The sequence below is a fragment of the Brevibacillus sp. HB1.1 genome, assembly GCF_013332445.1.
Classification (GTDB): domain Bacteria; phylum Bacillota; class Bacilli; order Brevibacillales; family Brevibacillaceae; genus Brevibacillus; species Brevibacillus porteri.
Map to the genome: position 1 here is coordinate 180,414 of NZ_JABMIV010000007.1, position 26,456 is coordinate 206,869.

The following is a 26,456-nucleotide window of genomic DNA, read 5'->3' on the forward strand; positions in this document are numbered from 1 at the left end:
GGACAATGTCGTGGCGATGCTGCAAATGATCTTGCGGAAAATGATGAATAACCGCTGGCTGGTCGGCAGTCTGTTGATTGGTCTAATCGTCGCTGTCGGATTGGTATCGAGTATACCGGCATTCACGTCAGGGGTACTCCAACGCATGTTGACCAAGGATATGGAGGAATACCAGAAGAATGTGAACCGCTTCCCCGGTGGCTTGCTGATCGCGGTCAATCAAAACAAACTGGGAAAGAATGGGGCGGTACTTGTAGACGAAATGACCGCTCATCTACAAAACGAAGTAATCGCTGAACTGGATGTTCCGGTGTATGCAGGAGTGACAGTTTTACGGACCATTCCGTTTCAAGCCATTCAGGAAAACATACAGCCGAAGAGCTTGCTCAGTTCCGACAGTTCGCGGATCTATTCGCTGAGCGGACTTGCGCAGCATATGACGCTTGTCGACGGTCGCCTACCTGCTGCAACACCCGTTGATGGCGTGTACGAAGCACTGGTAACAGAAAAAGCGTTAAAGGACCGCCGGATGGTGCTAGGCAGTTTGTATGAGCTGACCACGAACCAGGTAGAAGGACTCAAGGTGCGAATCAAGCCGGTCGGTGTTTTCAAGGAAAAAGAGGGGAACGATCCGTATTGGTTTGCTTCGACCAGTGAATACTCCAGTGGCTTCGTATTGGATGAACGACTTTTTCGGAGTGTGTTTTTGGAAGAGAAAAATCTGGTCATTTCCACCGAGATGTATACGGCCTTTCACTACCAATCTTTTCGGATCAGCGATACAGAGAAGCTGAATTCATTGGTGGCCGGAATCGAAGGGAAGCTGCAACAGCATGGATTGAAAAAAGCGGAGATCAACGTTCAGTTTCCGGCGGCTAGTCTCGTGGGCAAGTACAATGAGCAAGAGAAGCAATTCAAAACCATTCTCTGGTCACTCTACATCCCCATTTTCATTATGCTGGGCCTTTATCTCGTGATGGTTTCGGGATTAATTGTGGAAAGGCAACGAACGGAAATCGCAGTGCTGGGCAGCAGGGGAGCCAGCAGAATGCAGGTTTTTTCCATTTATTTCATGGAGATCGCCATTCTTGGGGGATGTGCTTTTCTGATCGGTCCCTTAGTGGGGATTCAGCTCAGTAAGATCCTTGGCGTCTCGAATGGATTTCTCGAATTTGTCGATCGCAAAGGTTTGGATGTCACGATCAGTCCGGAAGTATTCGTGTATGCTGCGTGGATGGTGGTTGCTTGTATTACACTTGTTTTGATTTCTGTGTTTCTGGCAACCAGGCAAAATATCGTCACGCACAAGCAAAACATGGCGAGAATGAGTGGATCCGCCATTTGGCACCGGCTGTTTTTCGACGTATTGCTGCTTGCGATATCGTGGTATGGATGGTATTCCTATCAAAACGCCGCCGAAACCGCAGCAAAAACGAGCGAAGGAGCTACGGCGATCTCGATCGATTTCCTTCTCTTTTTTGTGCCCGTTCTGTTTTCGCTCGGTTTTGGCCTGTTGCTTCTCCGGTTGTACCCGTGGCTCCTGCGTCTGATGTCTTGGGCAGGACGCTCCTTCTTCCCGCTTTCTCTGCATACGACGCTGGTTCAGGTAGGGAGAGCTTCACGTCAGTATCATTTTCTCATGCTGTTTGTGACGATTACGGTCGCAGTAGGAATGTTCAGTGCAAGCATGGCACGGACGATCAATCAAAATGCAGAAGAGAGAATCCGTTACCAAATCGGCGCGGATATTCGTTTGAAGGCAGAGTGGCAGAGCGACAAACCGGAAGTAACGGTCTATCGGGGAGGAAGAAATGCGGAAGAAGGTGAGGAAGCAGAAGTGGAACAAGCGCCTGCAGCTCCTCCCGTTCAGTATGTAGAGCCGGATTTCGAAGTGTACAGTCGATTACCTGAGGTTGAGCATGCAACAAAAGTCTTTGTGAACGGCCTGGCGGAGGCTTCTTTTCGGGGCGATCCTGTGAAGGACGTCACCTTGATGGGGATCGAGCCCAAAGAGTTTGCTAAGACCGCTTGGATGAAGTCTGACTTGCTGCCGCATCACTTCCACGATTATTTGAATTTGATAGCAAAAGAACCGCGCGCCCTATTGCTGTCTCGCAGCCTCGCTGACAAGCTGCACGTGGTGGAGGGACAAACCATCCTGCTCGGCTGGGGGGATTCTCGCAGGGTTGAAATGATTGTGTATGCTATCGTGGATTACTGGCCGGGATGGAATCCTGCGCCTGTAAAAAGTACATATGGAAGCAGTATGGAAGAACAGTATTTGGCAGTCGCCAATCTCCCGTTTGTGCAAGACAAGATGCGTCTGGAGCCTTATGAGGTTTGGATTAAGATGAAAGAGGGAGCCTCTTCTGAATCGCTGTACAAGGGTCTGTCACAAGAGGGAGTCAAGCTCGCCATGCTGAATAATGCCAAACAGCAAGTGATCCAGATGAAAAACAGCGCATTTTATTTGGGGCTGAACGGATCGCTGACGCTTGGGTTCCTGCTTTCCATGCTGGTCACCTTTATCGGCTATGTGTTGTACTGGGTGCTTACACTTGGAGCCAGAAAATTGCAATACGGCGTGTTCCGCGCGATGGGAATGCCATTCAGACAGCTTCTTGCCATTCTTGCGTGGGAGCAGCTCTTGACGTTTGGTGTCGCTTTTGCGATGGGAATGACAGCGGGCAAGCTGGCAAATAGCCTGTTTTTGCCTGCACTTAGTCTCTATTTACATGCCGATAAGCAAGTTCCTCCCTTTACCGTTATTTCGATGCTGCAAGATGAACAAATCATTTATACGTTCATTGCCGTGACACTGGTGATCGGAATCGGGATCGGGATCGTTGGTATTCTGCTATCACGGATGCAGATCCATCAAGCCGTAAAGCTGGGGGAGGACTAATCAGATGATCGTATGCGAAAATTTGGTGAAAATCTACAAGGCAAATGATCTGGAAGTGGTCGCGCTGCAAGGGTTGGATTTGCGTGTAGAGACCGGAGAGCTGATGGGGATCATTGGGAATAGCGGCAGCGGCAAATCAACGCTTTTGAACATGCTGGGAGGGCTGGACCGTCCCTCGGCAGGAAAACTTTCCGTCGCGGGAGCTGATTTATTTCGATTGACGACTTCCGAGCTGGTTCAGTATCGCTTGCAGACCGTAGGCTTTGTCTGGCAGAACAACGCCCGCAATCTGATCCCGTATCTATCCGCACTGCAAAATGTGGAGATGCCAATGCTTTTGCGGGGCAAGCGAAAAAGGGAACGCGCCCACGAGTTGTTGGAACTGGTGGGACTGGGCCACCGAAAAAAGAACAAGCTGAGCGAACTTTCCGGCGGGGAGCAACAGCGGGTAGCCATCGCGATCGCGTTGGCGAACGAGCCCAAGCTGCTTTTGGCAGATGAGCCGACTGGCAGTGTAGATACTCGAACGGCAGCTATCATTCTCGATTTGTTTCAAGAGCTGAACCGTTCGTTTGGGCTAACCGTCGTCATCGTGACTCATGATTTGGAGCTGGCGCGCAAAGTAGATCGTGTCGTAGCCATTAGGGATGGGAAAACGTCCAGCGAGTTGTTGCGGCGAAAAGGAACAGAAGAAAACACTTCCGAGTCTTCGGATGAGTCAGCTAACGAGGACACTCATGAGGAATTGGCGGTGCTTGATCAGGTGGGGAGGCTGCAGATCCCAATGGAGTACCTCCAGGCGATCCAGGCGGACGGCAAGCTCCGAATTGAGCTGGAAGAAGATCGAATTATCCTAAAGGCGCCTGTAGCCTCCACCAAAACAGACACGTGAATGTGACGTGTCTGTTTTTTGTTCAGCTAGTGGGATATGCCTGTACCTAAAATGCATGGCACCAGCATAAAGGATCATCTCCCCCACAATGAGGGCAACAACCTCCTGTATATCGAAGGCGAATTTGATCTGAATGGAGCACACCATAGTCGGTAATCGGTTCGACGCCCGGGATTGGTTCGTCTGGGATCTCGCGCACTTTCATGTCCGACCACTTTCCGCTCCAGGAACATATCCTGCACGTTAATCTCTCAGCTGTAGGGTGCAGCGCGTTCTCGATGACGACCATACATTCTTGACTGTTGGTATGACAAGTAGGACAATCGTGAAGCTTCATGATTCATCACCTCTCAAGTTTGCATACATCCCCAAAATAATCGACAACGACATCACGGAAGTCTTGGGCAGCTCGCGAAATGTACCGACTCTTGTGCCATAATAAAGCGATTTCCCGTACCAATTCGTGATTCTCTACTCGAAGATACTTGATTTGTTCACGAGAATCTCTTGCCGTGCTTGGTATGAAGGCTATGCCAATTTCTGATTCCACTAGCTGGATTAGCCTTGCAGGTTCATCTCCCTCATACACATATTTAGGTGTGAATCCAACCGACTTGCATATAGAGTCTACGAAATCGCGTGTCCCGTACCCTTTCTTTACACCGACGAACCATTCATCCTTTAGATCTGTCAAAGATACGATGCTTCGGTCTGCTAATCGATGTCCCCTTGGAACAGCTACGAGAATAGGGTCAATGAAGACGATTTGACATTCAATGCCATCCTCTTGGATAGGAGGGGAGGACAAGCAAAAATCGATCTCTCCTCTATGGAGAAGCGTAACCATTTCCAGCGTGGTGAGCATTTGTACATGAAACTGGATATCGGGTCGCTTTTTCCGAAACTCTCGAAGGATATTGGGTAGTGTGCTTGCCGTAGTCACCGCCAATTCAAGCGTGCCATGTTCCGGGTTGGACAAATCGCGAAGCTCCAGCTTCCCCTGTTCCAATTCAAACAAAGCTCTATCCACCCGGCAGAGGAATTTGCTTCCGAACTCATTCAGACGCAGCTTTCTCCCTTTTCGATCAAACAGCGGGACTCCCAGATCCTCCTCCAATCGTTGAATCGTTTTGCTTAGGGACGATTGGGTCACATGCAGACTTCGTGCAGCTTCGGTCACGTGTTCCATCCGAGCTACCGTGAGAAAGTATTGCAGTTGAAGAAGCTCCATTCAGCACCCTCCATTCATTCCTTCCAATCAATGAAATTATAACGTGAAATGCGTTGGAGTAAATGTTTGATTTCCAGTACGATATCATCAGAACGCTTAAGGGGGCTAAAAAATGGGGGCTCACAGCAGGTGGTTGATGATTTCCGTTGGACTGGGGATATTATTGAACCCATTAAATTCTTCGATGATTTCGGTTGCGATTCCAAGGCTGCAAGATGTGTATCGTCTTGACTTCACGGTTGTCTCGTGGATCATTTTCTCTTTCTACATTGCGAGTGCGATCGCTCAACCTGTTATGGGAAAAGCAAGCGATTTGTTCGGCCGCAAGAAGATATTTCTTACCGGGCTTGTCGTATCCTTCGTAGCCTCAATATTGGCTCCATTATCACCAAACTTTGGATGGCTCATTGTGTTCCGAATTGTGCAATCGATCGGAACCAGCATGATGGTTGCGGTTGGAATGGCTATCGTACGAATTCATATTACGGAGAAACAAGCGACTGCGCTTTCCGTACTGTCCATATTCCTATCCGGAGCAGCAGCGATTGGACCTTTTGTTGGCGGGGTCTTGCTTCATTATTGGGACTGGTCTGCGATCTTTCTCATTAATATTCCGTTCGTGGTGGCGAGCTTGCTAGTAGCCTGGAGGATGATTCCAAAGGATGAATCGGCAGCATCTGCTGCACATAACATGTCCTTTCGAAAATGGTTGGATTTGATAGATGCAACAGGGATCGTGCTCTTCGCAGTGGGTCTGGTTGCATCGCTCGTTGGATTACTGTCAGCAAAATCATCGGGGCATGTCTCATGGTGGCATATCATGGTTGGAGGGATCGGCCTCATTACACTGGGGGCTTTCGTACGACATGAGTTAAAAACGACTTCTCCGTTTATACCTCTACGGACATTCGCCAAGTATCCTGCGATGACATGGGTCAATATCGAATTCATGCTCGTGAACGTCCTTTTTTATTCGCTTTTTTTCGGGCTTCCGTCCTACTTGCAAATGGTTCGTCATGTCAGCGAGTTTCATACAGGAATTCTCATGCTCAGCTTAGGTTTATGCTCACTTGTGGTGTCTCCACTAGCAGGAAGATGGATTGATCAATCAGGACCTCGGCCTGCATTGCTCGTATCCGCCATTCTTATGACATTTGGGTCATTGTGGCTCGTGACGTTCAATCAAGATTCACATGTGATTAGTGTATGTGTGGCGTTAGCAGCATTCGGTATTAGCAACGGGTTAAACAATGTAGGAATGCAAGCAGCCTTGTTCAAAAGTTCTCCAAAAGAAATCATCGGAGTAGCATCCGGATTATTTCAAACCTCCAGATACTTGGGAACCATTCTCTCCTCGTTGTTGATCGGCATTGTAATGGGAGATAAGTTTAGCGCCGAGGGGTTGCAAGCGCTTGGCATTATCCTCACGACAATCGCATTGTCTTTGGTACTGATGAGTTGGCGACGGGAATCAAGGCAAAGGGGGGAGTCGTAGGTTCACCCATCCCTATTCAAAATTGCAGGCATGATTCATCACAAATTGTTTAAATTTTTCAGTGGCAGGTGATAAATATCGCCCTTCTACCCAAGCAATGCCAATGGTACGTTGGCACTTCGGGCTTTTGACAGGGATTTGTGTGATCTTACTCTGGTCCGTTCCCTTTAAATTGGGCAAAAGGGAGATTCCCAGTCCAGCAGCGACTAGTCCTGCAACGGTATCTGCTTCCTCTCCTTCAAATGTAATCGGAGGTGTAATGCCCGCTTCTTGAAACAATTGCTCGACGGTAATACGAAGGGAGTACCCTGCTTTTAAATGGATAAATGATTCATCTGCAATCTCTTCCAACGTAATCGAGGTGCGATTTGCATATTTGTGGTCTTTCGGGACAATCACAAAAAGCTCTTCATTCCAAAGCGGCTTCCATACAAAGGGAGATTTCATATCCATAGGAGCTAGTAGACAAAGATCAAATTCTCCTCCTTGCAACTGATTCATAAGCGTATGGGAGGGACCTTGTCCGAGTCGAAAATGAATGTTTGGGTAGTGGGAGCGAAAAGAAGCCAGTAAATCAGGGATACGACTGGTACTTAACGTGTGCAGAAACCCAAGAGACACTTCACCCTTATCTGGATCAAGTAAATCCATGATTTCTTGTTTTCCTTCATGGAATTCCTTCATCATATTTTCGACTCGCTTTAAAAAGAGATGACCATATTTATTGAGCCGAATCGAACGTCCCTGACGGTCAAATAAGGGCACGCCTACTTCATCCTCAAATCGGGCAATCGAACGACTGAGGGCAGACTGGGAAATCGAGAGAGCTTTGGCAGCATGTGTCACGTGTTGGATTCTTGCCAGTGTCTGAAAATATTCAAACTGTTGCCATTCCATTCGAAAGCACCACTTTCCGTTCGGGTTTTTCATTACATAAATGCATGAAAAACATGATTATAATGAATTATACATCATAGATAAATGGTGATACCATGAAACCATAATCATCCTGAAATGATATGGTGATCACATGATACAACAAGGCACGCCACTCTTCCGCAAAACCAGCTTTGCTTTCTTTGCCGCTGGTTTCAATACGTTTGCTATTCTTTACTGCGTACAGCCTTTATTGCCGGAATTTTCAAAAGAATTTGCGGTTAGTCCAACGACAGCAAGCCTTTCCCTCTCGATTACAACAATGGTTCTTGCCGTCAGTATGCTCATTTTTGGTTCGTTGTCTGAAGTATGGGGACGCAAGCCAATCATGATCGTTTCCATGCTCGCTTCCTCTGTGTTTTGTATTCTCACAGCATTCAGTTCGAATTTTCATGTTCTCCTCGTATTTCGAACGATTGAAGGAATTTCATTGGCCGGTTTACCCTCCATAGCGATGGCGTATCTTGGAGAAGAAATCGAATCCAAAAGTCTGGGAGCGGCTATGGGTCTCTATATATGCGGCAATTCAATTGGGGCTGTGTTTGGCAGGGTTTTCTCAGGAATGATGAGTGACTACTTCGGCTGGCAGATCGCAATAGGGGGAATTGGTCTCATAAGTTTAGCTGCCACACTGATTTTTTGGAACACCTTACCACCTTCACAACATTTCAAAGCACGCCCATTCGTCATTAGAAAGTTAGGTCTGTCTTTAATAGACCATCTAAAGGCTCCACGTCTCATTTGTTTATTTGTCATCGGCTTTTTACTTTTAGGTAGTAATGTAGCGTTGTTCAATTACATCGGTTATGTATTGCTCGAAAAACCCTATTCACTCAGCCAAACCTTTATAAGCTGGACGTTTTTAATTATGATCATCGGAATGTTCAGCTCTGTCTGGACAGGAAAATTAATCGATCGTCACGGTAAGCAAAGGCTGTTATTCATTAGCTTATTCCTTGCATTAATCGGCGTCTGTTTGACCTGGGAAGCGAATCTCCTTATGAAGATAGTAGGGCTTGGGTTTTTTACTTTTGGATTTTTTGGAGCTCATGCCGTTGCAAGCAGCTGGGTGGGACAGCTTGCTTTACAGAACAAAGCACAGGCCTCTTCCTTGTACTTGTTTTTCTACTATACGGGTTCAAGTGTAGGAGGAACACTCGGAGGATTGTTTTGGTCCGCATACGGATGGGGAGGCGTCATCAGCATGAATGTCGGCTTTCTCCTAGTTGGCTTCATACTTTGGGCGTGCGTCTCAAAAATGGTACACAATGCGAAGAAAGTGACGAAAATAGCCAACACATGTGCCCCAAAATAAAGAAACGGAAAAACTCAGTATCGTTTTTGTGATACGAAGTCTTTCCGTTTCTTTATAGGTCAAAAGATAAGCCGATTGCCAGCGCCAATAAGACGGCGAAAGCACCACCTGTAAGCGATCCAGCGACATTGACGGCATCGTTGTTCCAACCAGCGCGACCGCGGATTCGCACGGATGGCTTGCCGCAGTGACGAGCCTGCTCGATTTCACGACCGCAAGCGCCGCAACGGTACATTTGCTGCCAAGTCGCACCGATCCATGAATCAACCAGTGACCCTATCATGCCCGCTAGTCCTGCTATGCCGATCCAAGCTACCAGTCTAAGGGGAGGGGTGATCACATCCGGCGCGGTTTGGCTGGGTAGCGCAAGCAGCAACCACGCTGCACCGCCGATAAATAGGCCACCAGCCAGCGAAGCACCCATGCCCAGGCCAGAAATACCGCCAGAAGTGCCGGGTGGAACACGCTGACCCGTCTTGATCGATCGCGGAGGCTTGCGGCTTAAACCGCCGATTTCTGTTGCCCATGTATCGGCTGTGACCGCCGCCATCACGCCGAGGAACGCGTACCACCAAAGCGGATGCGGCCACGCCCAATTTGCTACACATATCAGGAGTCCGAGCCCGCCGTTTGCTAGCACCTGGCCGGCATCGCGTCTCCCTGTTTTCTCATAACCGCTCTCGGCCTCTTGCTTTTTATGCTTTTTCCACTTGGACAATAAGGTGGACGAGACAAAAAAAGCGATGAGAGAGCCGAACCAGATAGGGCTACCGAGTGCGTACATCACGGTGCCCAGTATCACTGCCGCCAAAAAGCCGGAGCCGGACAGCGACCGTTTTACATAAGCCGCCCCCGCAATCCCAGCGCTACAGGCCAGACCGATTAACCACTCCACAGGTTCCCGCCCCCTTTGCTTTGAACTATTATACCTCAACGCAGCAGGCAAAATGAGGGAGTTTATTGCTAGAACGTTACAACATGCAAAAAGTTGGGCATAGATAGACGTGTTGTACGATCAGGTATCTTATTTAGAGAAAGGGTGATTTGTTATGAAGACTTCTCTCAAAGAGAATGCGGTGTCGTTTTTGCAACTGGTAGCGTCGGGGAATGTGCGAGAAGCATACCAAAGATACACAGGTCCGAATTTCCACCATCATAATCCCTTTTTCCGTGGCGATGCTCATTCTCTTATGCTCGCAATGGAAGAGAACGCCGCAAAGAATCCTCATAAGATTCTCGAAGTGAAACGGTCCATTGAAGAGGGGGATATCGTTGCGGTCCATTCCCATGTGAAGCAAAACCAAGAGGATCTTGGGGGAGCTGTGGTCCATATCTTCCGTTTTCATAACGACCAGATCGTCGAATTCTGGGATGTAGGCCAGGCCATACCGGATGATTCCCCCAATGAGAATGGAATGTTTTAAGAACGGCAGCCAATGCATTTGGCTACCGTTTGACCTTACTCAAAGATGGTCATTTCCTTCTGATTGATATCTAACACTTCCATCTTCACCATACCACCAAGATGATGTGGCACTAAATCAGACAATTCTTTTAGCGCCATATGGAATTCATCACTTCTTGATTCATCTATTAATTCAATACAGAGGAATGCATTTTTCGTGTTTTCTGTTAGCATTGTCCTCTGAGCTTCACGCCAATTCCAGCATCTGCATATGGCACCGTCATCATCTTTATAAACAATTTCCCCTTCATAGGGCGGAGCATTTTCATCCTGTCCCAATGGGAGAAACGGTTCGTTGCCATTTGCCTGCGTCAGGCGAATATCGCCTACAAAAGTGTCGATATCTTCTCCACCACACGGAAGTCCATAACGCAATGAAATGGAATTATAGATGTCAACAAGCGGGTTTATTGTTCCGATGGGGTTGCCATTTTTGACTCTTTTTAATAAAGCTTCAATCGAACACCTTGCGCCTTTCTTTGTCTTGAATTTCTGAAAAGCTTCTCGCCAAACGGAAATGACAGGATTACTACTGAATTCCTCTAGACTTAAGAATTTATGCGCGTCTTTCTCGGCTTCCTTTAGCAGCTTTTCGTAGATTTCAACGTCCCTCATTGAATTATCAATTCCCTGGCAAATCACGATACCTATTTTCGCATGCGGAAATAACGACCAAAAATCATCTTCAATGATAAATCTAGGCATATCCTATCTCTCCATTCTTATGTTTTGGAGGGGCTCGCAAAGGCGGAGAAAATCCCTAGCGCAATATAAAAATAACCAGTTATCTGATTCACTACCTTTGAACTCGCCGTACTACTCACAATCCGCTTTCTCATACTTGCTGCGAGAACGGCATACAGACCATCGCTAACAAAAGCTAGGATAATAAATATCGTTCCTAAAAGCAAAAATTGAACGGTGACTGACCCAGCAGTAGGTGATATGAATTGCGGAAAGAAGGCTAAAAAGAAGAGGGCTGTCTTAGGATTCATTACCTCTACAAGCGCTGATTCGTAAAATATCTTTCGTAATTTTTTGCGAGGGGCTTTTGGAATTTCGGAATCTGTTCTATCAGCTTTAGAAAATAAAGTCTTACACCCCAGATAGATAAGATAAGCAGCACCCAAGTATTTCACGATATGAAAGGCTGTTGTTGATGTCATAAGGATCGCAGAAACTCCAATTGCTCCAGCTAAAACGTGAACAGAACCACCAAGAGACACTCCTAGAACTGATACCAGACCCGCTTTCTTCCCTTGATCGATACTTCTAGCCATAATATAGAACACGGCTGGTCCAGGTATGATTAACAATGTAGAAGCGGCAATGACAAATAGCCAAATAGTTGAAAATTCCATAAGAAGCAACTCCTTGTTGTATCTATAGGCTGATCATTTAAATAACTCTTTCCGTTGCCCACGCATCCACTGAGCAACCTGAATTTCCCCTTGTTCATTTGATTTTTCAAGCTCTGCCACAATCGATTGATAATCGGTGTTGTTGCGATTTTGGCTCATTTTGGCTGCCCCTTGAATAGAGGTGATTTCAATCTCAAAACCAACGATTCCTTTCATTTCTCTCTCAAGCAGCTCAGGATCAAACGTCTCCCAGAGCCGACCATTTTCCCGGTGAGATTCATAGTGGGTAAGCATCGAATCCAAAGCAGATTTCAGTTCATCCTTCGTAAGGATACGCGCTGTCCCATACGCATGTACAGCGAGATAGTCCCATGTGGGAACCTGTTCACTCTCATACCAGCTTGACGAAATATAAGCGTGCGGTCCTTGAAAAATAAGCAAAACATCCCTATCGTTATCCAAGGTTTTCTTCTGCATGTTTCCGTATGCGATGTGCCCAGTCGCATAGATTTTCCCTTCCTCTTCACGAATTTCCAACGGAATGTGCGTAGCCAACGGGCGGTGTTGATCAACCGTAATCAATAAAGCAAACGGGTTAGACTTCATCATTTGAACTGCCTCATCATGTTTCATCTGATATTGCTTAGGAATGTACACAGTAACCACCCTTTCAACGTGTATTTGAACCAAGCGTATGATACAAACTGACATAAAAAAAGATACAATAACAAATAAATATACATGTCAGGAGGGGTGGTAATGAAAAATACCATTTTTACATTCAAAGATCATTCTCCTAAATACAAACAAATCTATGAGAAATTTAAATCATTTATTGAACAAGGCGATATAAAGGCGGATGAGCTATTGCCCTCCATTCGTCAACTTGCAGATTCCTTACATGTAAGCCGTAATACAACATTAATGGCGTATGAACAACTTGTTGCGGAAGGATATATTCGTGGAGAGGGCCGAAAAGGTTATTTTGTAAATGAGTTAGAGCCTGTTTTATTTCAAGAGGCTCGCCGTTCTTTTACTCACAAACAAACAGAGCAGGTATCACCTGTTCGTATAGATTTTCGCGCAGACGTCGTCGATCAATCGCATTTCCCTTTAAAAACATGGCGGAGGATTTCGAATCAAGTATTAACGGCAAAGGACAGTTTTCGGTACGGGGAACCTTTTGGTGAATGGAGCTTACGTGAGCAAATCGCAGCATATTTACTCCAGTCTCGTGGAGTGAAAACAGAACCAGATGCAATTATTATCGGAAGTAGTACCCAACAAATGCTTGTGTATCTCGGTCTTGTCCTGAAACATGATTTTTCTAGCGTGATTGTGGAGGATCCTGGTTATGATGGCGCTAGGGGAGCTTTTCAATTAAATAGTTTTGCACTGGAAACAGTACCCGTTTATGAGACAGGTGCTGATTTCTCACACTTGGAACAAATGAAATCACGATTGATTTATGTGGCGCCGTCCCATCACAGTCCATATGGGGTAAGCATGTCCATTCAACAAAGGCATACCCTTATCCATTGGGCAAAAAATAGGCAAGGATATATTATCGAAGACGATTATGATAGTGAATATCGCTATACTCAACAACCATTTCCGGCTCTCGCTTCCATCGATTCAACGAGGGTGATTTATCTCGGGAATTTCTCGAAGTGCTTTCTGCCAGGAATTCGTTTAAGTTATATGGTGTTGCCACAGCCGCTTATCAACCTTTATAAAAATCAATTCGCACATTTCGAGAGCACCACTTCACTACTTAGCCAATTCGCAATGGCGAAATTTATGGAAGAAGGGGAATGGAATCGCCATATTAAACGCATGCGCCTTGTTTATAAACGAAAAATGCAGCACTTCGTTTGTGAATTAAGGAAGCATTTCAAACAACATATTTCTATCATTGGCGAGCAGTCTGGATTGTACTTATTAGTCAAAGTACACGTGGAGCGTTCAGAAGAATGGCTCATTCAACAAGCTTCCCTTCAGGGAGTGAAAGTCTATCCTACTTCACTCTTCTTCATTAAAAACAAAACCGATGAACCAATCATTAAACTTGGCTTCAGTAATTTATCAAGTGATGAAATCCAACGTGGTGTAAAGCTCTTAAAAAAGGCTTGGTTATAAAAAAGCTTTTAAGCGGGGACAAACACCTAAGCTGGTAAGAGAAAAAAGAAGAAATAAGCGAAAGCCTTTGGGATACCAACCGAAGCGCAATGGAAAAAAAGAAACCTGCCTTTAGCGTCCACCTCTGAAATACTTCGCAGAGGCGCGACTTTGGACGCGGGTTTCTTTTTTTCATGGAGCTGGGCAGGGATGACCCCTTAGGAAGTAGCCCAAGAACTTGAGCGTTTTCTTCTTTTTTCTCCCCACCACCAAAGGCTCGATTTAGACCAAAACAATAAAGGCTTCACTGAAAAATCAGCGAAGCCTTCGTATCCACATGACTACTTTGTTTCTTCCATTCTCTCCAAAGCACCATGCACAATGTTCCCTTTAAACATAACAGCAGCCCGACGAGATTTTCTCGCAATCGCTTCCGCAGAGCAGGAGCTTTCTGCAAACACGATGCTTGCATCGTCGCCAATCATTGGCCATGCACGGTTGCCATCTTTATCGAGCGTTGTTTTTCCTCCGGTGATGAAGTACAACGATTGCACCAATGATTTCTCATCGACCCAACGGTAGCGCTCGACCAGACGGTTTAGCTTATCCAGCATATCGCCTGTTCCATATGGCGACCACGAATCGTAGAATCCATCGTAACCAAGTGCGACATGTACGCCTTTGGCATGAAGCATCGGAACAGGTGGCATGGCACGATTAATCGGAACTGTTGTCATAATCATCGTTCCCAGCTGGGACAATCGGTCTGCCATGTCCGAGCTTTCCTCCATCGACACGTCTCCGAGCGCAAAGGCATGACTGATCGCCATACGGTTCTGCCAGCCAGCTTCTTCAGTCAAATCGAGCAGTCTTTTGATCGTATAGAAGCCGAGTGTCCCCGGATCATGCAGGTGAATATCGACATCCGCATCTGCTTCCACCGCAATGTCCATCATTTCACGCAAGGAGCCTTCCAATTCATTGTCAATCCCAGCCGGGTCCAATCCCCCAACCAATGTAGCGCCTTCCTTCATCGCTTGTCTCATCAAGGAGCTTGCTTGTGTGCGCAGGAGCCCCTGCTGCGGGAAAGCGACGATTTCATACGTCAGACGATCGCTGTACTCTTCCAGGGCTGCACGCACACCCTCCAGGTTTTTCAGCCCGATGTATGGATCGATGTTGACGTGTGTGCGCACATGTGTGGCACCGCCTTTGATATGCCACTGGAGCATTGCTTGTGCGCGTTCTTTGGTCGTCCCAGTCATCAGCGGCATTTCTTTTGCTTCGAACTCCAAGCGATCGATCAATTTTTTCGGAGGGAGGCAAGATTTCCAGGTTGCGCCCGCATACGTTTTATCCAGATGGTTATGCTTCTCGACAAAAGAGGGGAGGGCCAATAAACCTTTTGCATCTTCTTGCGGTAAAGTGGTGTCGAGTGGTTCGCTCGCCGATACGATCTCTGCGATTTTGCCGTCTTCGATCTTCAAATGACAGATTTCTGAGATTGTGTGAAAGACGCCGTCGTCACCTGTTTCAAATCCTTTATCGAGACGAACGTTGGTTAACCAAAAAGCTTGCATCACTAGAAATCAGCCCTTTCTCTATATTGCATGTAGTGGATGAGAGTCCAGTCTAGCTGTCTATGTTAATTGTAGTGAATATTTCGAACAAGGTTGTTCATCTTTTTTACTAGTTTTTGCATGATTTTTACGTATTGCTTGGAATCTTGCCTGTTTTCGAAAAGGAGTAAAGATTGTGCAAATACACGTAAAAGTTTTGAAACAAATTTTACAGAATATTTCCTATAATAACGAAGGATACAATGGAGTGAAAAGGCCGGAACGAGAAAGAGTAGGGAGGATCATCATGAAAAAGAAAATAACCGCAAAATATGTCATCGGTTTTGACGGCGAAGATCATGTGATTATCACAGATGGGGAAGTCGTTTACGAGAATGACACCATTGTGTATGTGGGGCACCATTTTGATGGCGAGGTAGATGAAGTGATCGATGCTGGCAATGCAGTAGTCAGTCCGGGCTTCATTGACCTGAATGCGTTGGGGGACATTGATCACGACATCGTACATCTGGAGCAAGCTTCTGCTAGAAACAAAAACATGCTTTGGTCAGAAGACTACTACCGCAAAGGCTACCATGAGGTAATGACCCCTGAGGAAGAGGCGTTCAAATCTCTTTACGCTTACAGCCAATTGATTCTAAACGGGGTAACGACAGCGATGCCGATTACATCGGTCTTCTACAAGCGCTGGGCGGAAACGTATGAGGAGCTGGCAGCCGCAGCCGATCATGCAGGACGCTTGGGATTGCGTATGTACATGGGGCCGAGCTATCAATCCGGCATGCGTGTCGTGAAGGCAAATGGAGAGATCGAAGTACTGTGGAACGAAGCAGAAGGACAAGCAGGTCTGGAGCGAGCTGTACAATTTGTCAAAGATTTCGATGGGGCTCACAACGGACTCATCCGTGGAATGCTGGCGCCAGAGCGAATCGAGTCACAGTCTGTAGAGAACTTGATCAACACAAAGCGCTACAGCGAGGAGCTCGGATGTCCTATCCGTCTGCATGCTGCACAAGGTCTCTATGAATATACGGAAATCCATCGTCGTCACAACCAATCACCGATTCAGTTCCTGAATAAGATCGGCTTCCTTGGAAAGAAAACGGCAATTCCGCACGCACATTTCATTCCAGGCTTTAGTAAAGCGAAATTCGGAGAGGGAGACGATTTGGCGATCCTACAAGAGACAGGTACGACCGTGATTCACTGCCCGCTTGTAGTTAGTCGTCATGGCGAGGCACTCGAATCGTTTGCCCGTTACAAGCGTCGTGGCGTCAACATCGCGATTGGAACCGATACGTTCCCGCCTGATTTCATCCAAAACATTCGCACAGCCAGCATGCTTTCCCGCTTGGTGGAAGGCGATGTCGCAGATTCCAGCTATGCGGATATTTACCGTGCAGCGACATTGGGCGGAGCACGTTTCCTCGGCAGAGATGATCTGGGCCGATTAGCGCCGGGGGCAAAAGCAGATATCATTGCCATCGATTTGGACGGTTTCCACATGGGTGCGGTTGATGATCCAATCCGTACGATTATCACGTGTGGCTCAGGTCGTGATGTGAAGCTCTCCATCATCGCTGGACGCACCGTAATGAAAGACCGCCTCTTGCCAGGAGTTGATCTGGAAGAGATCAAAGCAAAGGGACAGCGCTACTTTGACAAAATGCGTCTGGGCTACGTCGAGCGCGACTATCAACAGCTGGGCGAAAAAGAGCTGTTCAAGCCTTCTTTCCCAATCGTGAGCAAACGATAGCCTGAACAGAAGCACAATCTGCTAGAAACGGCGGATTGTGCTTTTTTCACTTACCGGATGAACCCGCCTTCGGAATGAAGAATCTGTCCGGTAATCCACTCCGCTTCGTCACTTGCCAGAAAAGCGACAAGACGCGCTGCATCCTCGGGCTGTCCAATCCGTCCCAAAGGAAATCGTTGCAAAATGTTTTGCTTGATTTCGTCGTTCATCCAGCCTGAGTCGGTAGGCCCGGGATTTACAGCGTTGACCGTAATCCCTCGCGTAGCTACTTCGGCAGCAAGTGTCGTCGTCAGGGCATCCACGGCTCCTTTTGTTGCGGCATACGCGATCTCACCGACCATCGCGCCTTTGGACTGACCAGATGTCATGTTGATGATTCGGCCTCCGCGTTGTTGAGAGAAGCGACGTGCAAATTCCACACTGAGCATTGTGGTTGCCCGCACATTGATGGCATAATGTGCGTCCAAACTAGCGATATCCAGTGCCTCGTAGCCGTCACTTGTGGAGTAGCAAGCGTTGTTGACGAGGATGCTTGGTTCGCCCAGTTGTGCTGTAGCTGCGTCGAGCACCTTCTTGTGGGCATCAGGCAGTGACAGGTCGATCTCGATTCCCGCACATCTGACTCCGTAGCGTCTGATCTCTTCCTGCAAGATGGCGGGTTCATCCTTTTGAATCCCATGCGCCATGGATTGGTCATAGGCGGTCCAATACGTATGGAAAATATCGGCGCCGTGTGAGGCCAGCATTTTGCAGATAGCAGCCCCAATCCCTTGAAGGCGGCTGGCTCCTGTTACGATGGCAATTTTTCCGTGTAAGCGAAGATGTGTGGTCATACATATCCCTCCTCATTCTGTCCCTATCCATTCTTTTCGGGGTACCTATTCCTTTCATCCTGCCTACGAAGAAAAAAATCGATCACGAAAATTTTGCGAAGTTTTCGCTAAATAACCATAAATTGTAGGGGTAGCAGAAACTTACGCTGGAAATCATGCAAAATTGTTGCTATTTTGTATATATAGGAAGTTGTTCAAATAGTGGATTTAATACTAAGGGAGATGTAGAAGATGGAGTGTCAGTTAACAATTACCCGGACAGAACAGAAAAAAGAGAAACCAGCTTCTGACAAGCTGGGGTTCGGTGTTCATTTTACCGATCATATGTTCACCATGGATTATACAGAAGGTAAAGGATGGCATGATCCACAAATCGTCCCATACTCTCCGCTGACATTGGACCCGGCAGCAATGGTTTTCCATTACGGGCAAGCTGTATTTGAGGGCTTAAAAGCTTATCGTAATGAAGAGGGCAAGGTTAGCTTGTTCCGACCTGATCAAAATTTCAAGCGTATGAACCGTTCACTGGAGCGTATGAGCATGCCGTTGATCGACGAGGATTTCATGGTCGAGGCATTGAAACAGCTGGTAGCGGTAGATAAAGAATGGATTCCAACAGAAAGCGGACAGTCTCTCTACATTCGTCCCTTCGTAATTGCGACAGAGCCATGCTTTGGTGTGCGCGCTTCGCATACGTACAAATTGGTGATCGTGTTGTCGCCAGTTGGAGCGTACTATGCGGGTGGCATGAAGCCTGTGAAAATTTACGTAGAAAACAACTACGTTCGTGCGGTAAGAGGGGGAACAGGAAACGCAAAAGTGGCAGGTAACTACGCAGGCGGTCTGAAAGCACAAGTAGAAGCAAAAGAAAAAGGCTATGAGCAAGTGCTGTGGCTCGATGGTGTAGAGAATAAATATATTGAAGAAGTAGGCAGTATGAACGTGTTCTTCAAGGTAAAAGGGGAAGTGTGGACCCCAGCATTGAACGGCAGTATTCTCGAGGGTATCACGAGAGATTCGACCATCCAATTGCTTAAGGACTGGGGAATTCCAGTCGTAGAGAAACGGATTTCTATGGAAGACCTGCATACCGCTTACGTCAACGGTGAGCTGGAAGAAGCATTCGGTACCGGAACAGCGGCTGTTATTTCCCCAGTCGGTGATCTGAACTGGAACGGACATCAGATGATCATTAACGGTGAAAAAACCGGGGAATTGACAACGAGACTGTACGATGAGATGACAGGAATCCAGTACGGTGAGCGTGAAGACAAGTTTGGCTGGTCGGTAGAAGTGACAGAATAATCACGCCAGTAACACAAGAGGCATAGCCTTCTCTTTATCAGAAGAGGGCTATGCCTTTTTTGATCGTGTAGGAAAGTTCAATCACTTCATCTCTTGACAGGGAAGAGTGTAAAATACTACCATTTGTGGTAATACCATGAAAAGTGGTTGTAGGACCATCATTACAGGGAGGCGACAATGACAGCGAAGAAAAAAGGGGGAAAGAAAGAACGCTCGTCGGATCAAATTGAGATGAAATTAATCAAGGCAATTTTGACTCGAGAGTATCCTACAGGAGGTACGCTGCGGCCGGAACGGGAGTTGGCAGAATACTACGGGGTAGGTCGGCCAACCGTTAGAGAAGCACTGCAACGCTTGGAAAGAGATGGCTGGATCACTGTGCGGAAAGGACATCCGGCAATTGTCAACGATTATTGGCATCAAGGCAATATAATGACCCTTGTCCATATCATTCAAAACCAAGACGATGTTACAGATGAGTTTATTTCGCACTTGCTGGAACTGCGGATATCGTTGGCGCCTGTTTACATTCGTAACGCAGTTGCTGCTCATCAGCCGAAGGTAGTCGCATTGCTTGCCAATCTTGATCAACTGAAACCTGATGCTGATTCTTATGCAGCGTTTGACTGGGAGCTGCAGAAAAAGCTGACGAGACTTTCCCCAAATCCTATCTATTTACTGATTGTAAACAGTTTTGATTCCTTTTACCTAAATATGGCGCGAAAGTATTTTTCTATCCCAGAACACCGCGAGGCATCTTGGCACTATTACCATGAACTGTTGAACGTCGCTTTACAGGGAGATTTCATCGAAGCAGAGCGTGTAGCCAAAAAGGCAATGGAAAAAAGTTTGGAGCTGTGGAGAAACCGAACCGTGATGGAACAAGGTAAGTGAAGGAACACAAGAGGAGGGCGTTCTGTTGAAGGCAAAGTTTCTGAAAGAATTCTTTACGTTTCCAGATATCCTCATCATGAGCATCCTATTCCTGATTAGCTTGTCTTTCACTATTTCTGAATGGTACGTGTTGGAAACATGGGTGGCACTTGTGGCGGGAATGATTGGATATGCGGCAAGCGAATACTTGATTCATCGATTTCTCTTTCACCTCAAACCGCCTCGAAATCCATTTTTTCTCCAATTGTTAAAGCGCTTACATTACGATCATCATGCCGATCCGAACAACTTGCACCTGTTGTTCTTGCCCGTGTGGTATAGCTTGCCGCTCATTGTAGGAACCGGAGCCATTTGTTTTCTGCTTACTTCCGACTTGATTGTGACCAATGCCTTTGTTACAGGCGTGATAGGATTTCTGCTATTTTATGAATGGAAGCACTATATCGCCCATCGACCGGTTCAACCCATATCTCCATGGGGGCGCTGGATGAAAAAGCTCCATCTATGGCATCACTTCAAAAATGAACATTATTGGTACGGTGTTACCAGCCCTGTTTTTGACGTCATCCTGGGAACTTACAAGAATGAACAGGATGTCGAGAAAAGTTCGACGGTGAGGGATCTGGAAAGACGCTGGGACAAAGATGTTGAACTGTAAATGTTCTTTTCTTTGCCCGTCATTTGTATTCGTATAGAAGAGCACATTCCATCATCTTTTGCACGCCCACCCTTTTTTGAGGGATGGGTTTTTTCTTTCTAAGTTTTAGAAGGTATCGAAAACCGCCAAAGCTAGTGAGAAGAAAAAGCACAGGGCTCGCAGACCTTGACAATGCCTACCCAGTCGGAACTTAAAAAAGGGGACCACGCTTGTCGAACACTTCTTCTTTGAGAAACGTCCGCCCGTAGGGTGGCTTTGGCTCGACGGGCCCCTTTTTAAAGTGGAGACGGCCAGTGAATCCCCCTTGCGGGCATGTCAGAGTCGAAGAGACCTGTGCTTTTTCTTCTCCTCCATTATGTAGCTAGCTTCAATAGAGTTATTTTGAACATTCAAAAACCACATGGTAAAGAAAATGAAAAGAAAGGTAAAGATAATGAAAAGATTAATAGTAAGAAAATTAGTAATATTTAGTCATGTCATATTCTTTTCATTCTATCATCCAGAATAAGGGGGCATTCACAGTGAAGAAGAAGCACATGCTAGGATCTATTCTTGCCCTGTCTGTCTTGCTTTCCACAGTTTTGGCAGGCTGTGGTGGCGGTCAGACATCCAGTGGGACGAATTCCGCGTCCAACTCCAATCAAGCTTCGACTAGCCCCGCGTCTTCATCGGCCGCAGCGGGTGGAGGCGGTACCTTGATTATTGCGCGCTTGTCCGATGCGAATAATCTGGACCCGCATTTCAGTACCCAGATTAATTCCATGGCAGTGACGCAGCACAAGCTCTATGAAGGTCTGGTCATGATGGATCGGAATAGTGAGTACAAACCTCTTTTGGCAAAGGAATGGAAGCAAAAAGACGATGTTACCTGGGAATTTACACTGCGTGACGGTGTTACCTTCCATGATGGGGAACCCTTCAATGCGGAAGCTGTGAAAAAGACAATCGACCGTATTTTGGACAAAGACAATCCGACTCCGAAAGCAAACATGTTTGGCATGATTAAAGAAGTGAAGGTCATCGATCCATTGAAGGTAGATATTATTTTACATTATCCGTTCGCAGGGCTCTTGTCCGTACTAGCGAGTGCAGAGGGTGGCATCATCAGTCCGAAGGCGATGAAGGAATTTGGCAAAGAGTTGTCCAAGAAACCAGTAGGAACGGGGCCGTTCATCTTTGAATCATGGACGCCTGGACAAGAAATCGTCATGGTGAAAAACGAGAAGTATTGGGGCAACCAACCGAAGCTAGAAAAAGTCGTTTTCAAGACCATTCCTGAGGATGCGACACGTGTAGCCATGGTGGAGACAGGTGAAGCTCATGTCGCAGAACAACTACCGGTCACTGAACTGGAAAGGGTACAGAACTCGCAGAGCATGTCTTTAGGCCGGTTCGAATCATTCGCAGTTGACCACATCGGGATGAACGTCAAGCAAAAGCCTTTTGACGATGTTCGCGTCCGTCAGGCCATTGCCCATGCGATCGATAAGGAAGCGATTATTAAAGGGGTTTATAACAATGTCGGAAAAGTAGCCATCTCGTCATTAGGGCCAAAAGTCATCGGCTACAGCCCAAATATTAAAACGCCGGAATACGATTTGAACAAAGCGAAGCAATTGCTCACCGAAGCAGGCTACGCCAACGGATTCAAGGCAACGATCTATCTCAATGACAACAAGGCACGGATCAATGTGGCAGAAGTGCTGCAATCCCAGCTGAAGGGAATCGGCATCGACTTGCAGATTCAAGTGATGGAGTTCGGTGCGTACCTGGAATTGGCGGCAAAAGGTGAAGCGCAAATGTTCATTAGTGGCTGGGGTAATGCGACCGGGGATGCAGATTACAACCAGTACAACCTCTTCCACAGCACGTCAGCAGGTGTGCCAGGCAACCATTCCTTCTATAATAATCCGAAAGTCGATGCGTTAATTGAAGCGGGTCGTAAGGAGAAAGATCCAGAGAAGCGCAAGGAAGTCTACGCAGAAGCACAGCAAATCGAGATGGAGGAGGTGCCATTGCTGCCATTCCGCAGCAGTGAAAACCTCGCGGCCATTGCGAAAAATGTACAGGGAGTGTATATCAGTCCGTCCGGGTACATTGACGTGAGCCAAGTGACGATTCAATAGCAGGAGCTTGAGACCTTCTCAAAAAGAGAGGGTCTTTTTTAGTGGTTGTTCCAAAAGTCGACTTTTTGAACACGCACTGTTCGCATAAAAGTAGAAAAAGTGAAAAAAAGAGTAAAGAAAGTGAAAATACAAGTAAAGAGAGTGAAAATGAAATGACAGAATAGTGGGTAAAATGAGATATGCGCGAATGGTCAAAATATTCAAGTGCATCTGGCGCAAAAAACGGTCACGACCGTTTTTTTGACCGCAAGCGGTCACATCAACATTTATGAAAAACGTCGAGACGTTTTTCACAAAAGAGGGGGATCACTACATGAAAAAGACGCGCTTTTTCCAGACGCTGCTTGCCATGACCGTTGCGGTTTCTACAGCGTTGGCAGGCTGCTCACAAGCACCTGAAGCAGGAGGGAGTACCAATTCTTCAGGGCAAACCAATGCTTCTGCACCAGTCGGCAAAGAAGGCGGGACACTCGTCATCGCCCGTTTGTCTGATGCGAACAACCTTGACCCGCATTTTCTAACGCAAATCAACTCTGCTGCCATCATTCATCACAAGGTATACGAGGGTCTTGTTCGGATGGACAAAGAAAGCAAATATGTAGGCTCACTCGCTTCCGAATGGAAGCAGCTCGATGATGTGACATGGGAATTCAAGCTTCGCTCTGGTGTGACGTTCCACGATGGCACGCCATTCAATGCGGAAGCTGTGAAAAAGACGATTGCTCGTGTCCAGGACCCGGCCGTAGGCTCTAACCGCGCCAATTTGTTTGAAGCCATCAAAGAAGTAAAGGTCGTGGATGATACAACGGTTCAATTCATCCTGCACTATCCATACGCACCACTCCTGTCCGTACTCGCCAGTGCAGAGGGTGGCATTTTGTCACCAAAAGCGATCGAACAGTATGGGAAAGAGTTGACCAAGCATCCAACGGGAACAGGGCCTTACAAATTCGAATCATGGACACCTGGTCAAGAAGTCGTCCTGGTGAAAAATGATAGTTATTGGGGCGACAAACCGAATTTGGACAAGGTCGTCTTCAAGACTGTTCCAGAGGATACGACCAGACTCGCGATGGTCGAGACAGGAGAAGCGCATATAGCTGAGCAATTGCCAGTGACAGAAGTCGATCGGGTGAAAAATTCTCCGAGTATGGCACTTGGTCGTTACCCTGCATTCGCTAGCGATCATATCGGAATTAACAACTCGAAGAAGCCATTCGATGATGTACGCGTTCGTCAAGCGATTGCACATGCGATCGATAAGAAAACCATCATTCAAGGGGTCTACAACGATGTCGGAACGGTTGCTCATTCTTCCATTACCCCGTCCATGGTTGGTTACAGCCCGAATGTAAAAGACTTGCCTTACGATCTGGAAAAATCCAAAAAGCTGTTGGCGGAAGCTGGATACGCGAACGGTTTCAAAGCAACCATTTACTTAAATGATAACAAGGCACGGATTAGCTTGGCAGAAGTGCTGCAGCAACAGCTGAAACAAATCAATATCGATTTGGAAGTGAAAGTGCTAGAGTTCGGTGCTTATATTGAAGCAGCTAACAAAGGCGAAACAGAATTGTTCCTCAGTGGTTGGGGCAATGCCACAGGAGATGCAGACTACAACCAATACAATCTGTTCCACACGAAGTCGCAAGGGGCAGCCGGTAACCACGCTTTCTACAGCAATCCGGAAGTGGACAAGCTGATCGATGAGGGCCGCAAAGAGAAAGACGAAGAAAAACGGAAGCAAATCTACGAAAAAGCACAGCAAATCGAAATGGACGAAGCGGCAATGGTACCGTATCGCTTCTCAGAAAACCTCGCAGCGATTCAAAAAGGTGTAGAAGGAGTTTGGATTAGCCCAGCAGGACACATTGAGATCGACAATATATCATTGCCATAATTTTCAGCAAAAAATGCTTCATGATCAGCATAGCTTCGCCCACTGGGAACGAGCTATGCTGATTGATTATACAAAGAAGAAGTAAATGGGGGCGAGTCTATGAAAAAACAAAAAATGCTAGGTTCAATGCTGGCAGGTATCCTGAGCGTTGGCCTCGTGCTTACAGGCTGTTCATCGGGTACAGAGCAAGGTGCGGCAGGAACTCCGACTGCGAAGGAAGCTCCAGCAACAGATCAGACGCTGGTGATTGCGCGCCAGTCAGACGCAAACAATCTAGACCCGCACTTTATTTCAGCGATCAATGCAGCGAGTGTCGTTCATCACAAAGTGTACGAAGGTCTTGTCCAGCGAGATGATAACATGGCATTCAAACCGATGCTAGCCACGGAATGGAAGCAGTTGGACGATGTCACCTGGGAGTTCAAGCTGCGTCAGGGAGTTCATTTCCACGATGGTACGCCGTTTAACGCCGAGGCGGTGAAAGCAACATTCGCACGCGTCCTCGATGAAAAGGTCGCCTCTCCACGCGCGTCTCAGTTCAAGATGGTATCGGAAGTCAAGGTAGTGGATGATTACACCGTACATTTCAAGCTAGCCTACCCGTATTCCCCATTACTGTCGATCCTCGCCAACCACGAAGGCAGTATCATTAGTCCAAAAGCAATTGAGCAATACGGCAAGGACCTGAGCAAACATCCCGTCGGTACAGGGCCGTTCGTATTCGAATCATGGACACCTGGCCAAGAGATCGTACTCGTGAAAAATGACAACTACTGGGGAGAAAAGGTAAAATTCAACAAGGCCGTCTTCAAAGTCGTACCAGAGGACACGACACGCGTAGCCATGGTCGAGACGGGAGAGGCGCATATCGCTGAACCATTGCCGGTGACAGAAATTGACCGTGTCAGTAATTCCCCTCAAATGAGCTTGTACCGGACAGAGGGCTTGGGGACAGATTTCATCGGGTTCAATACCAAGAAAAAACCGTTTGACGACGTCCGTGTTCGCCAGGCGATCAACTATGCGATTGAGACCGATGCGATCATCAAAGGTGTGTACAACGATGTCGGAACGAAAGCGAATTCTGCAATGAGTCCGAAGGTTCTGGGATACGATGAGGCGTTAAAGGGATACGAATTTGATCCGAACAAGGCGAAGGCCCTGTTGAAAGAAGCAGGTTATCCGGACGGCTTCAAGACAACCTTGTGGACAGGCGATCGCAAGGAACGAATTAATGCCGCGGAAGTGATCCAGTCCCAGTTAAAGGGGATCGGCATCGAAGTAGAGGTAAAAGTGCTTGAGTACGGAGCTTATTTAGATGCAGAAGACAACGGTGAAACAGAACTGTTCATCAGTGGCTGGGGCAATGCCACTGGCGACGCTGACTACAACCAGTACAATCTGTTCCACTCCAGCTCTTTGGGCAAAGGCGGAAACACAACATTCTACGTGAATAAAGAAGTGGACAAGCTGATCGAAGAGGGGCGCCGCGAGCAGGATACGGAAAAGCGCAAGCAAATCTATGCAAAGGCGTTGGAGATTGAAAAGCAAGAAGCACCAATCGTCCCAATCCGCAATCTTGAGCATGTCGCTGCAATCAGCAAAAACATCAAAGGCTTCTGGATCAGCCCTTCTGGGTACATGATGATCAATAGCATTACGATTGAGTAACGCAAATATTTAGAG

The 26,456-nt window shown here is 47.0% G+C and carries 21 protein-coding genes; 13 read left to right on the top strand and 8 right to left on the bottom strand.

Annotated elements, in window-relative coordinates; genetic code table 11:
• Nucleotides 1-16 precede the first annotated feature (16 nt).
• Nucleotides 17-2,905 carry an ABC transporter permease gene (locus HPY27_RS19065; RefSeq protein WP_217438041.1) on the top strand — a complete coding sequence of 963 codons (2,889 nt, stop codon included), beginning with the start codon at nucleotides 17-19 and terminating at the stop codon, nucleotides 2,903-2,905.
• Between the two features lie 4 nt (nucleotides 2,906-2,909).
• Nucleotides 2,910-3,797 carry an ABC transporter ATP-binding protein gene (locus HPY27_RS19070; protein ID WP_017250986.1) on the top strand — a complete coding sequence of 296 codons (888 nt, stop codon included), beginning with the start codon at nucleotides 2,910-2,912 and terminating at the stop codon, nucleotides 3,795-3,797.
• 343 nt (nucleotides 3,798-4,140) lie between these two features.
• Here the strand turns inward: HPY27_RS19070 and HPY27_RS19075 are convergent, their stop codons facing one another.
• A complete protein-coding gene (locus tag HPY27_RS19075) occupies nucleotides 4,141-5,028 on the bottom strand; it encodes a LysR family transcriptional regulator (protein ID WP_174225710.1) in 888 nt (295 codons plus the stop codon).
• Between the two features lie 112 nt (nucleotides 5,029-5,140).
• Here HPY27_RS19075 and HPY27_RS19080 point away from each other — a divergent pair, with 112 nt between their 5' ends.
• Complete coding sequence (locus HPY27_RS19080; RefSeq protein WP_017250988.1) at nucleotides 5,141-6,523, top strand: MFS transporter; 1,383 nt, start codon at nucleotides 5,141-5,143, stop codon at nucleotides 6,521-6,523.
• A 12-nt stretch (nucleotides 6,524-6,535) separates the two neighbouring features.
• Here the strand turns inward: HPY27_RS19080 and HPY27_RS19085 are convergent, their stop codons facing one another.
• Nucleotides 6,536-7,420: a LysR family transcriptional regulator gene (locus HPY27_RS19085; protein ID WP_174225711.1), complete on the bottom strand. Its 885-nt coding sequence runs from the start codon at nucleotides 7,418-7,420 to the stop codon at nucleotides 6,536-6,538.
• Nucleotides 7,421-7,553: 133 nt separating this feature from the next.
• Here HPY27_RS19085 and HPY27_RS19090 point away from each other — a divergent pair, with 133 nt between their 5' ends.
• Nucleotides 7,554-8,774: an MFS transporter gene (locus tag HPY27_RS19090; protein WP_017250990.1), complete on the top strand. Its 1,221-nt coding sequence runs from the start codon at nucleotides 7,554-7,556 to the stop codon at nucleotides 8,772-8,774.
• Nucleotides 8,775-8,826: 52 nt separating this feature from the next.
• Here HPY27_RS19090 and HPY27_RS19095 read toward each other — a convergent pair whose 3' ends face one another.
• Nucleotides 8,827-9,669 carry a DUF92 domain-containing protein gene (locus tag HPY27_RS19095; RefSeq protein WP_017250991.1) on the bottom strand — a complete coding sequence of 281 codons (843 nt, stop codon included), beginning with the start codon at nucleotides 9,667-9,669 and terminating at the stop codon, nucleotides 8,827-8,829.
• Nucleotides 9,670-9,823: 154 nt separating this feature from the next.
• On the opposite strand from HPY27_RS19095, the gene HPY27_RS19100 reads away from it, so the two are divergent.
• Nucleotides 9,824-10,198: a nuclear transport factor 2 family protein gene (locus HPY27_RS19100; protein ID WP_017250992.1), complete on the top strand. Its 375-nt coding sequence runs from the start codon at nucleotides 9,824-9,826 to the stop codon at nucleotides 10,196-10,198.
• Between the two features lie 35 nt (nucleotides 10,199-10,233).
• Here the strand turns inward: HPY27_RS19100 and HPY27_RS19105 are convergent, their stop codons facing one another.
• Genes HPY27_RS19105 through HPY27_RS19115 form a run of 3 tightly spaced genes read right to left on the bottom strand, consistent with a single transcriptional unit; the run spans nucleotide 10,234 to nucleotide 12,257 of the window.
• Nucleotides 10,234-10,944 (bottom strand): B3/B4 domain-containing protein, encoded by a 711-nt coding sequence (locus HPY27_RS19105; protein WP_173622349.1) that lies wholly within the window; start codon nucleotides 10,942-10,944, stop codon nucleotides 10,234-10,236.
• 17 nt (nucleotides 10,945-10,961) lie between these two features.
• The gene (locus HPY27_RS19110) at nucleotides 10,962-11,600 is read right to left on the bottom strand and encodes a LysE family translocator (protein WP_174225712.1); all 639 of its coding nucleotides are present in this window, start codon (nucleotides 11,598-11,600) and stop codon (nucleotides 10,962-10,964) included.
• Between the two features lie 33 nt (nucleotides 11,601-11,633).
• Nucleotides 11,634-12,257 carry an FMN-binding negative transcriptional regulator gene (locus HPY27_RS19115; protein WP_174225713.1) on the bottom strand — a complete coding sequence of 208 codons (624 nt, stop codon included), beginning with the start codon at nucleotides 12,255-12,257 and terminating at the stop codon, nucleotides 11,634-11,636.
• A 102-nt stretch (nucleotides 12,258-12,359) separates the two neighbouring features.
• On the opposite strand from HPY27_RS19115, the gene pdxR reads away from it, so the two are divergent.
• The gene (pdxR, locus tag HPY27_RS19120; protein WP_174225714.1) at nucleotides 12,360-13,739 is read left to right on the top strand and encodes a MocR-like pyridoxine biosynthesis transcription factor PdxR; all 1,380 of its coding nucleotides are present in this window, start codon (nucleotides 12,360-12,362) and stop codon (nucleotides 13,737-13,739) included.
• Nucleotides 13,740-14,059: 320 nt separating this feature from the next.
• On the opposite strand, the gene HPY27_RS19125 is transcribed toward pdxR, so the two are convergent.
• On the bottom strand, nucleotides 14,060-15,301 hold the full coding sequence (locus tag HPY27_RS19125) for an amidohydrolase family protein (RefSeq protein WP_173622353.1): 1,242 nt from the start codon (nucleotides 15,299-15,301) through the stop codon (nucleotides 14,060-14,062).
• A 283-nt stretch (nucleotides 15,302-15,584) separates the two neighbouring features.
• Between HPY27_RS19125 and HPY27_RS19130 the strand changes: the two genes are divergently transcribed.
• Nucleotides 15,585-17,054, top strand: coding sequence for an amidohydrolase family protein (locus HPY27_RS19130; protein ID WP_174225716.1), 1,470 nt, complete (start codon nucleotides 15,585-15,587; stop codon nucleotides 17,052-17,054).
• 50 nt (nucleotides 17,055-17,104) lie between these two features.
• Here the strand turns inward: HPY27_RS19130 and HPY27_RS19135 are convergent, their stop codons facing one another.
• Nucleotides 17,105-17,887, bottom strand: coding sequence for an SDR family oxidoreductase (locus tag HPY27_RS19135; protein ID WP_174225719.1), 783 nt, complete (start codon nucleotides 17,885-17,887; stop codon nucleotides 17,105-17,107).
• 231 nt (nucleotides 17,888-18,118) lie between these two features.
• Between HPY27_RS19135 and HPY27_RS19140 the strand changes: the two genes are divergently transcribed.
• The 6 genes from HPY27_RS19140 to HPY27_RS19165 all read left to right on the top strand — a co-directional run bounded on the left by HPY27_RS19140 (nucleotide 18,119) and on the right by HPY27_RS19165 (nucleotide 26,441).
• Nucleotides 18,119-19,192 carry a branched-chain amino acid aminotransferase gene (locus tag HPY27_RS19140; RefSeq protein WP_069845630.1) on the top strand — a complete coding sequence of 358 codons (1,074 nt, stop codon included), beginning with the start codon at nucleotides 18,119-18,121 and terminating at the stop codon, nucleotides 19,190-19,192.
• Between the two features lie 177 nt (nucleotides 19,193-19,369).
• Entirely contained in the window at nucleotides 19,370-20,086 is a 717-nt protein-coding gene (locus HPY27_RS19145) for a GntR family transcriptional regulator (protein WP_174225721.1), read from the top strand.
• A gap of 25 nt (nucleotides 20,087-20,111) precedes the next feature.
• A complete protein-coding gene (locus HPY27_RS19150; RefSeq protein WP_017251003.1) occupies nucleotides 20,112-20,744 on the top strand; it encodes a sterol desaturase family protein in 633 nt (210 codons plus the stop codon).
• Between the two features lie 521 nt (nucleotides 20,745-21,265).
• Complete coding sequence (locus HPY27_RS19155; protein ID WP_174225723.1) at nucleotides 21,266-22,870, top strand: glutathione ABC transporter substrate-binding protein; 1,605 nt, start codon at nucleotides 21,266-21,268, stop codon at nucleotides 22,868-22,870.
• A 313-nt stretch (nucleotides 22,871-23,183) separates the two neighbouring features.
• Nucleotides 23,184-24,770: a glutathione ABC transporter substrate-binding protein gene (locus HPY27_RS19160; protein ID WP_017251006.1), complete on the top strand. Its 1,587-nt coding sequence runs from the start codon at nucleotides 23,184-23,186 to the stop codon at nucleotides 24,768-24,770.
• 99 nt (nucleotides 24,771-24,869) lie between these two features.
• The gene (locus HPY27_RS19165; RefSeq protein ID WP_174225725.1) at nucleotides 24,870-26,441 is read left to right on the top strand and encodes a glutathione ABC transporter substrate-binding protein; all 1,572 of its coding nucleotides are present in this window, start codon (nucleotides 24,870-24,872) and stop codon (nucleotides 26,439-26,441) included.
• The last annotated feature ends 15 nt before the right edge of the window (nucleotides 26,442-26,456 follow it).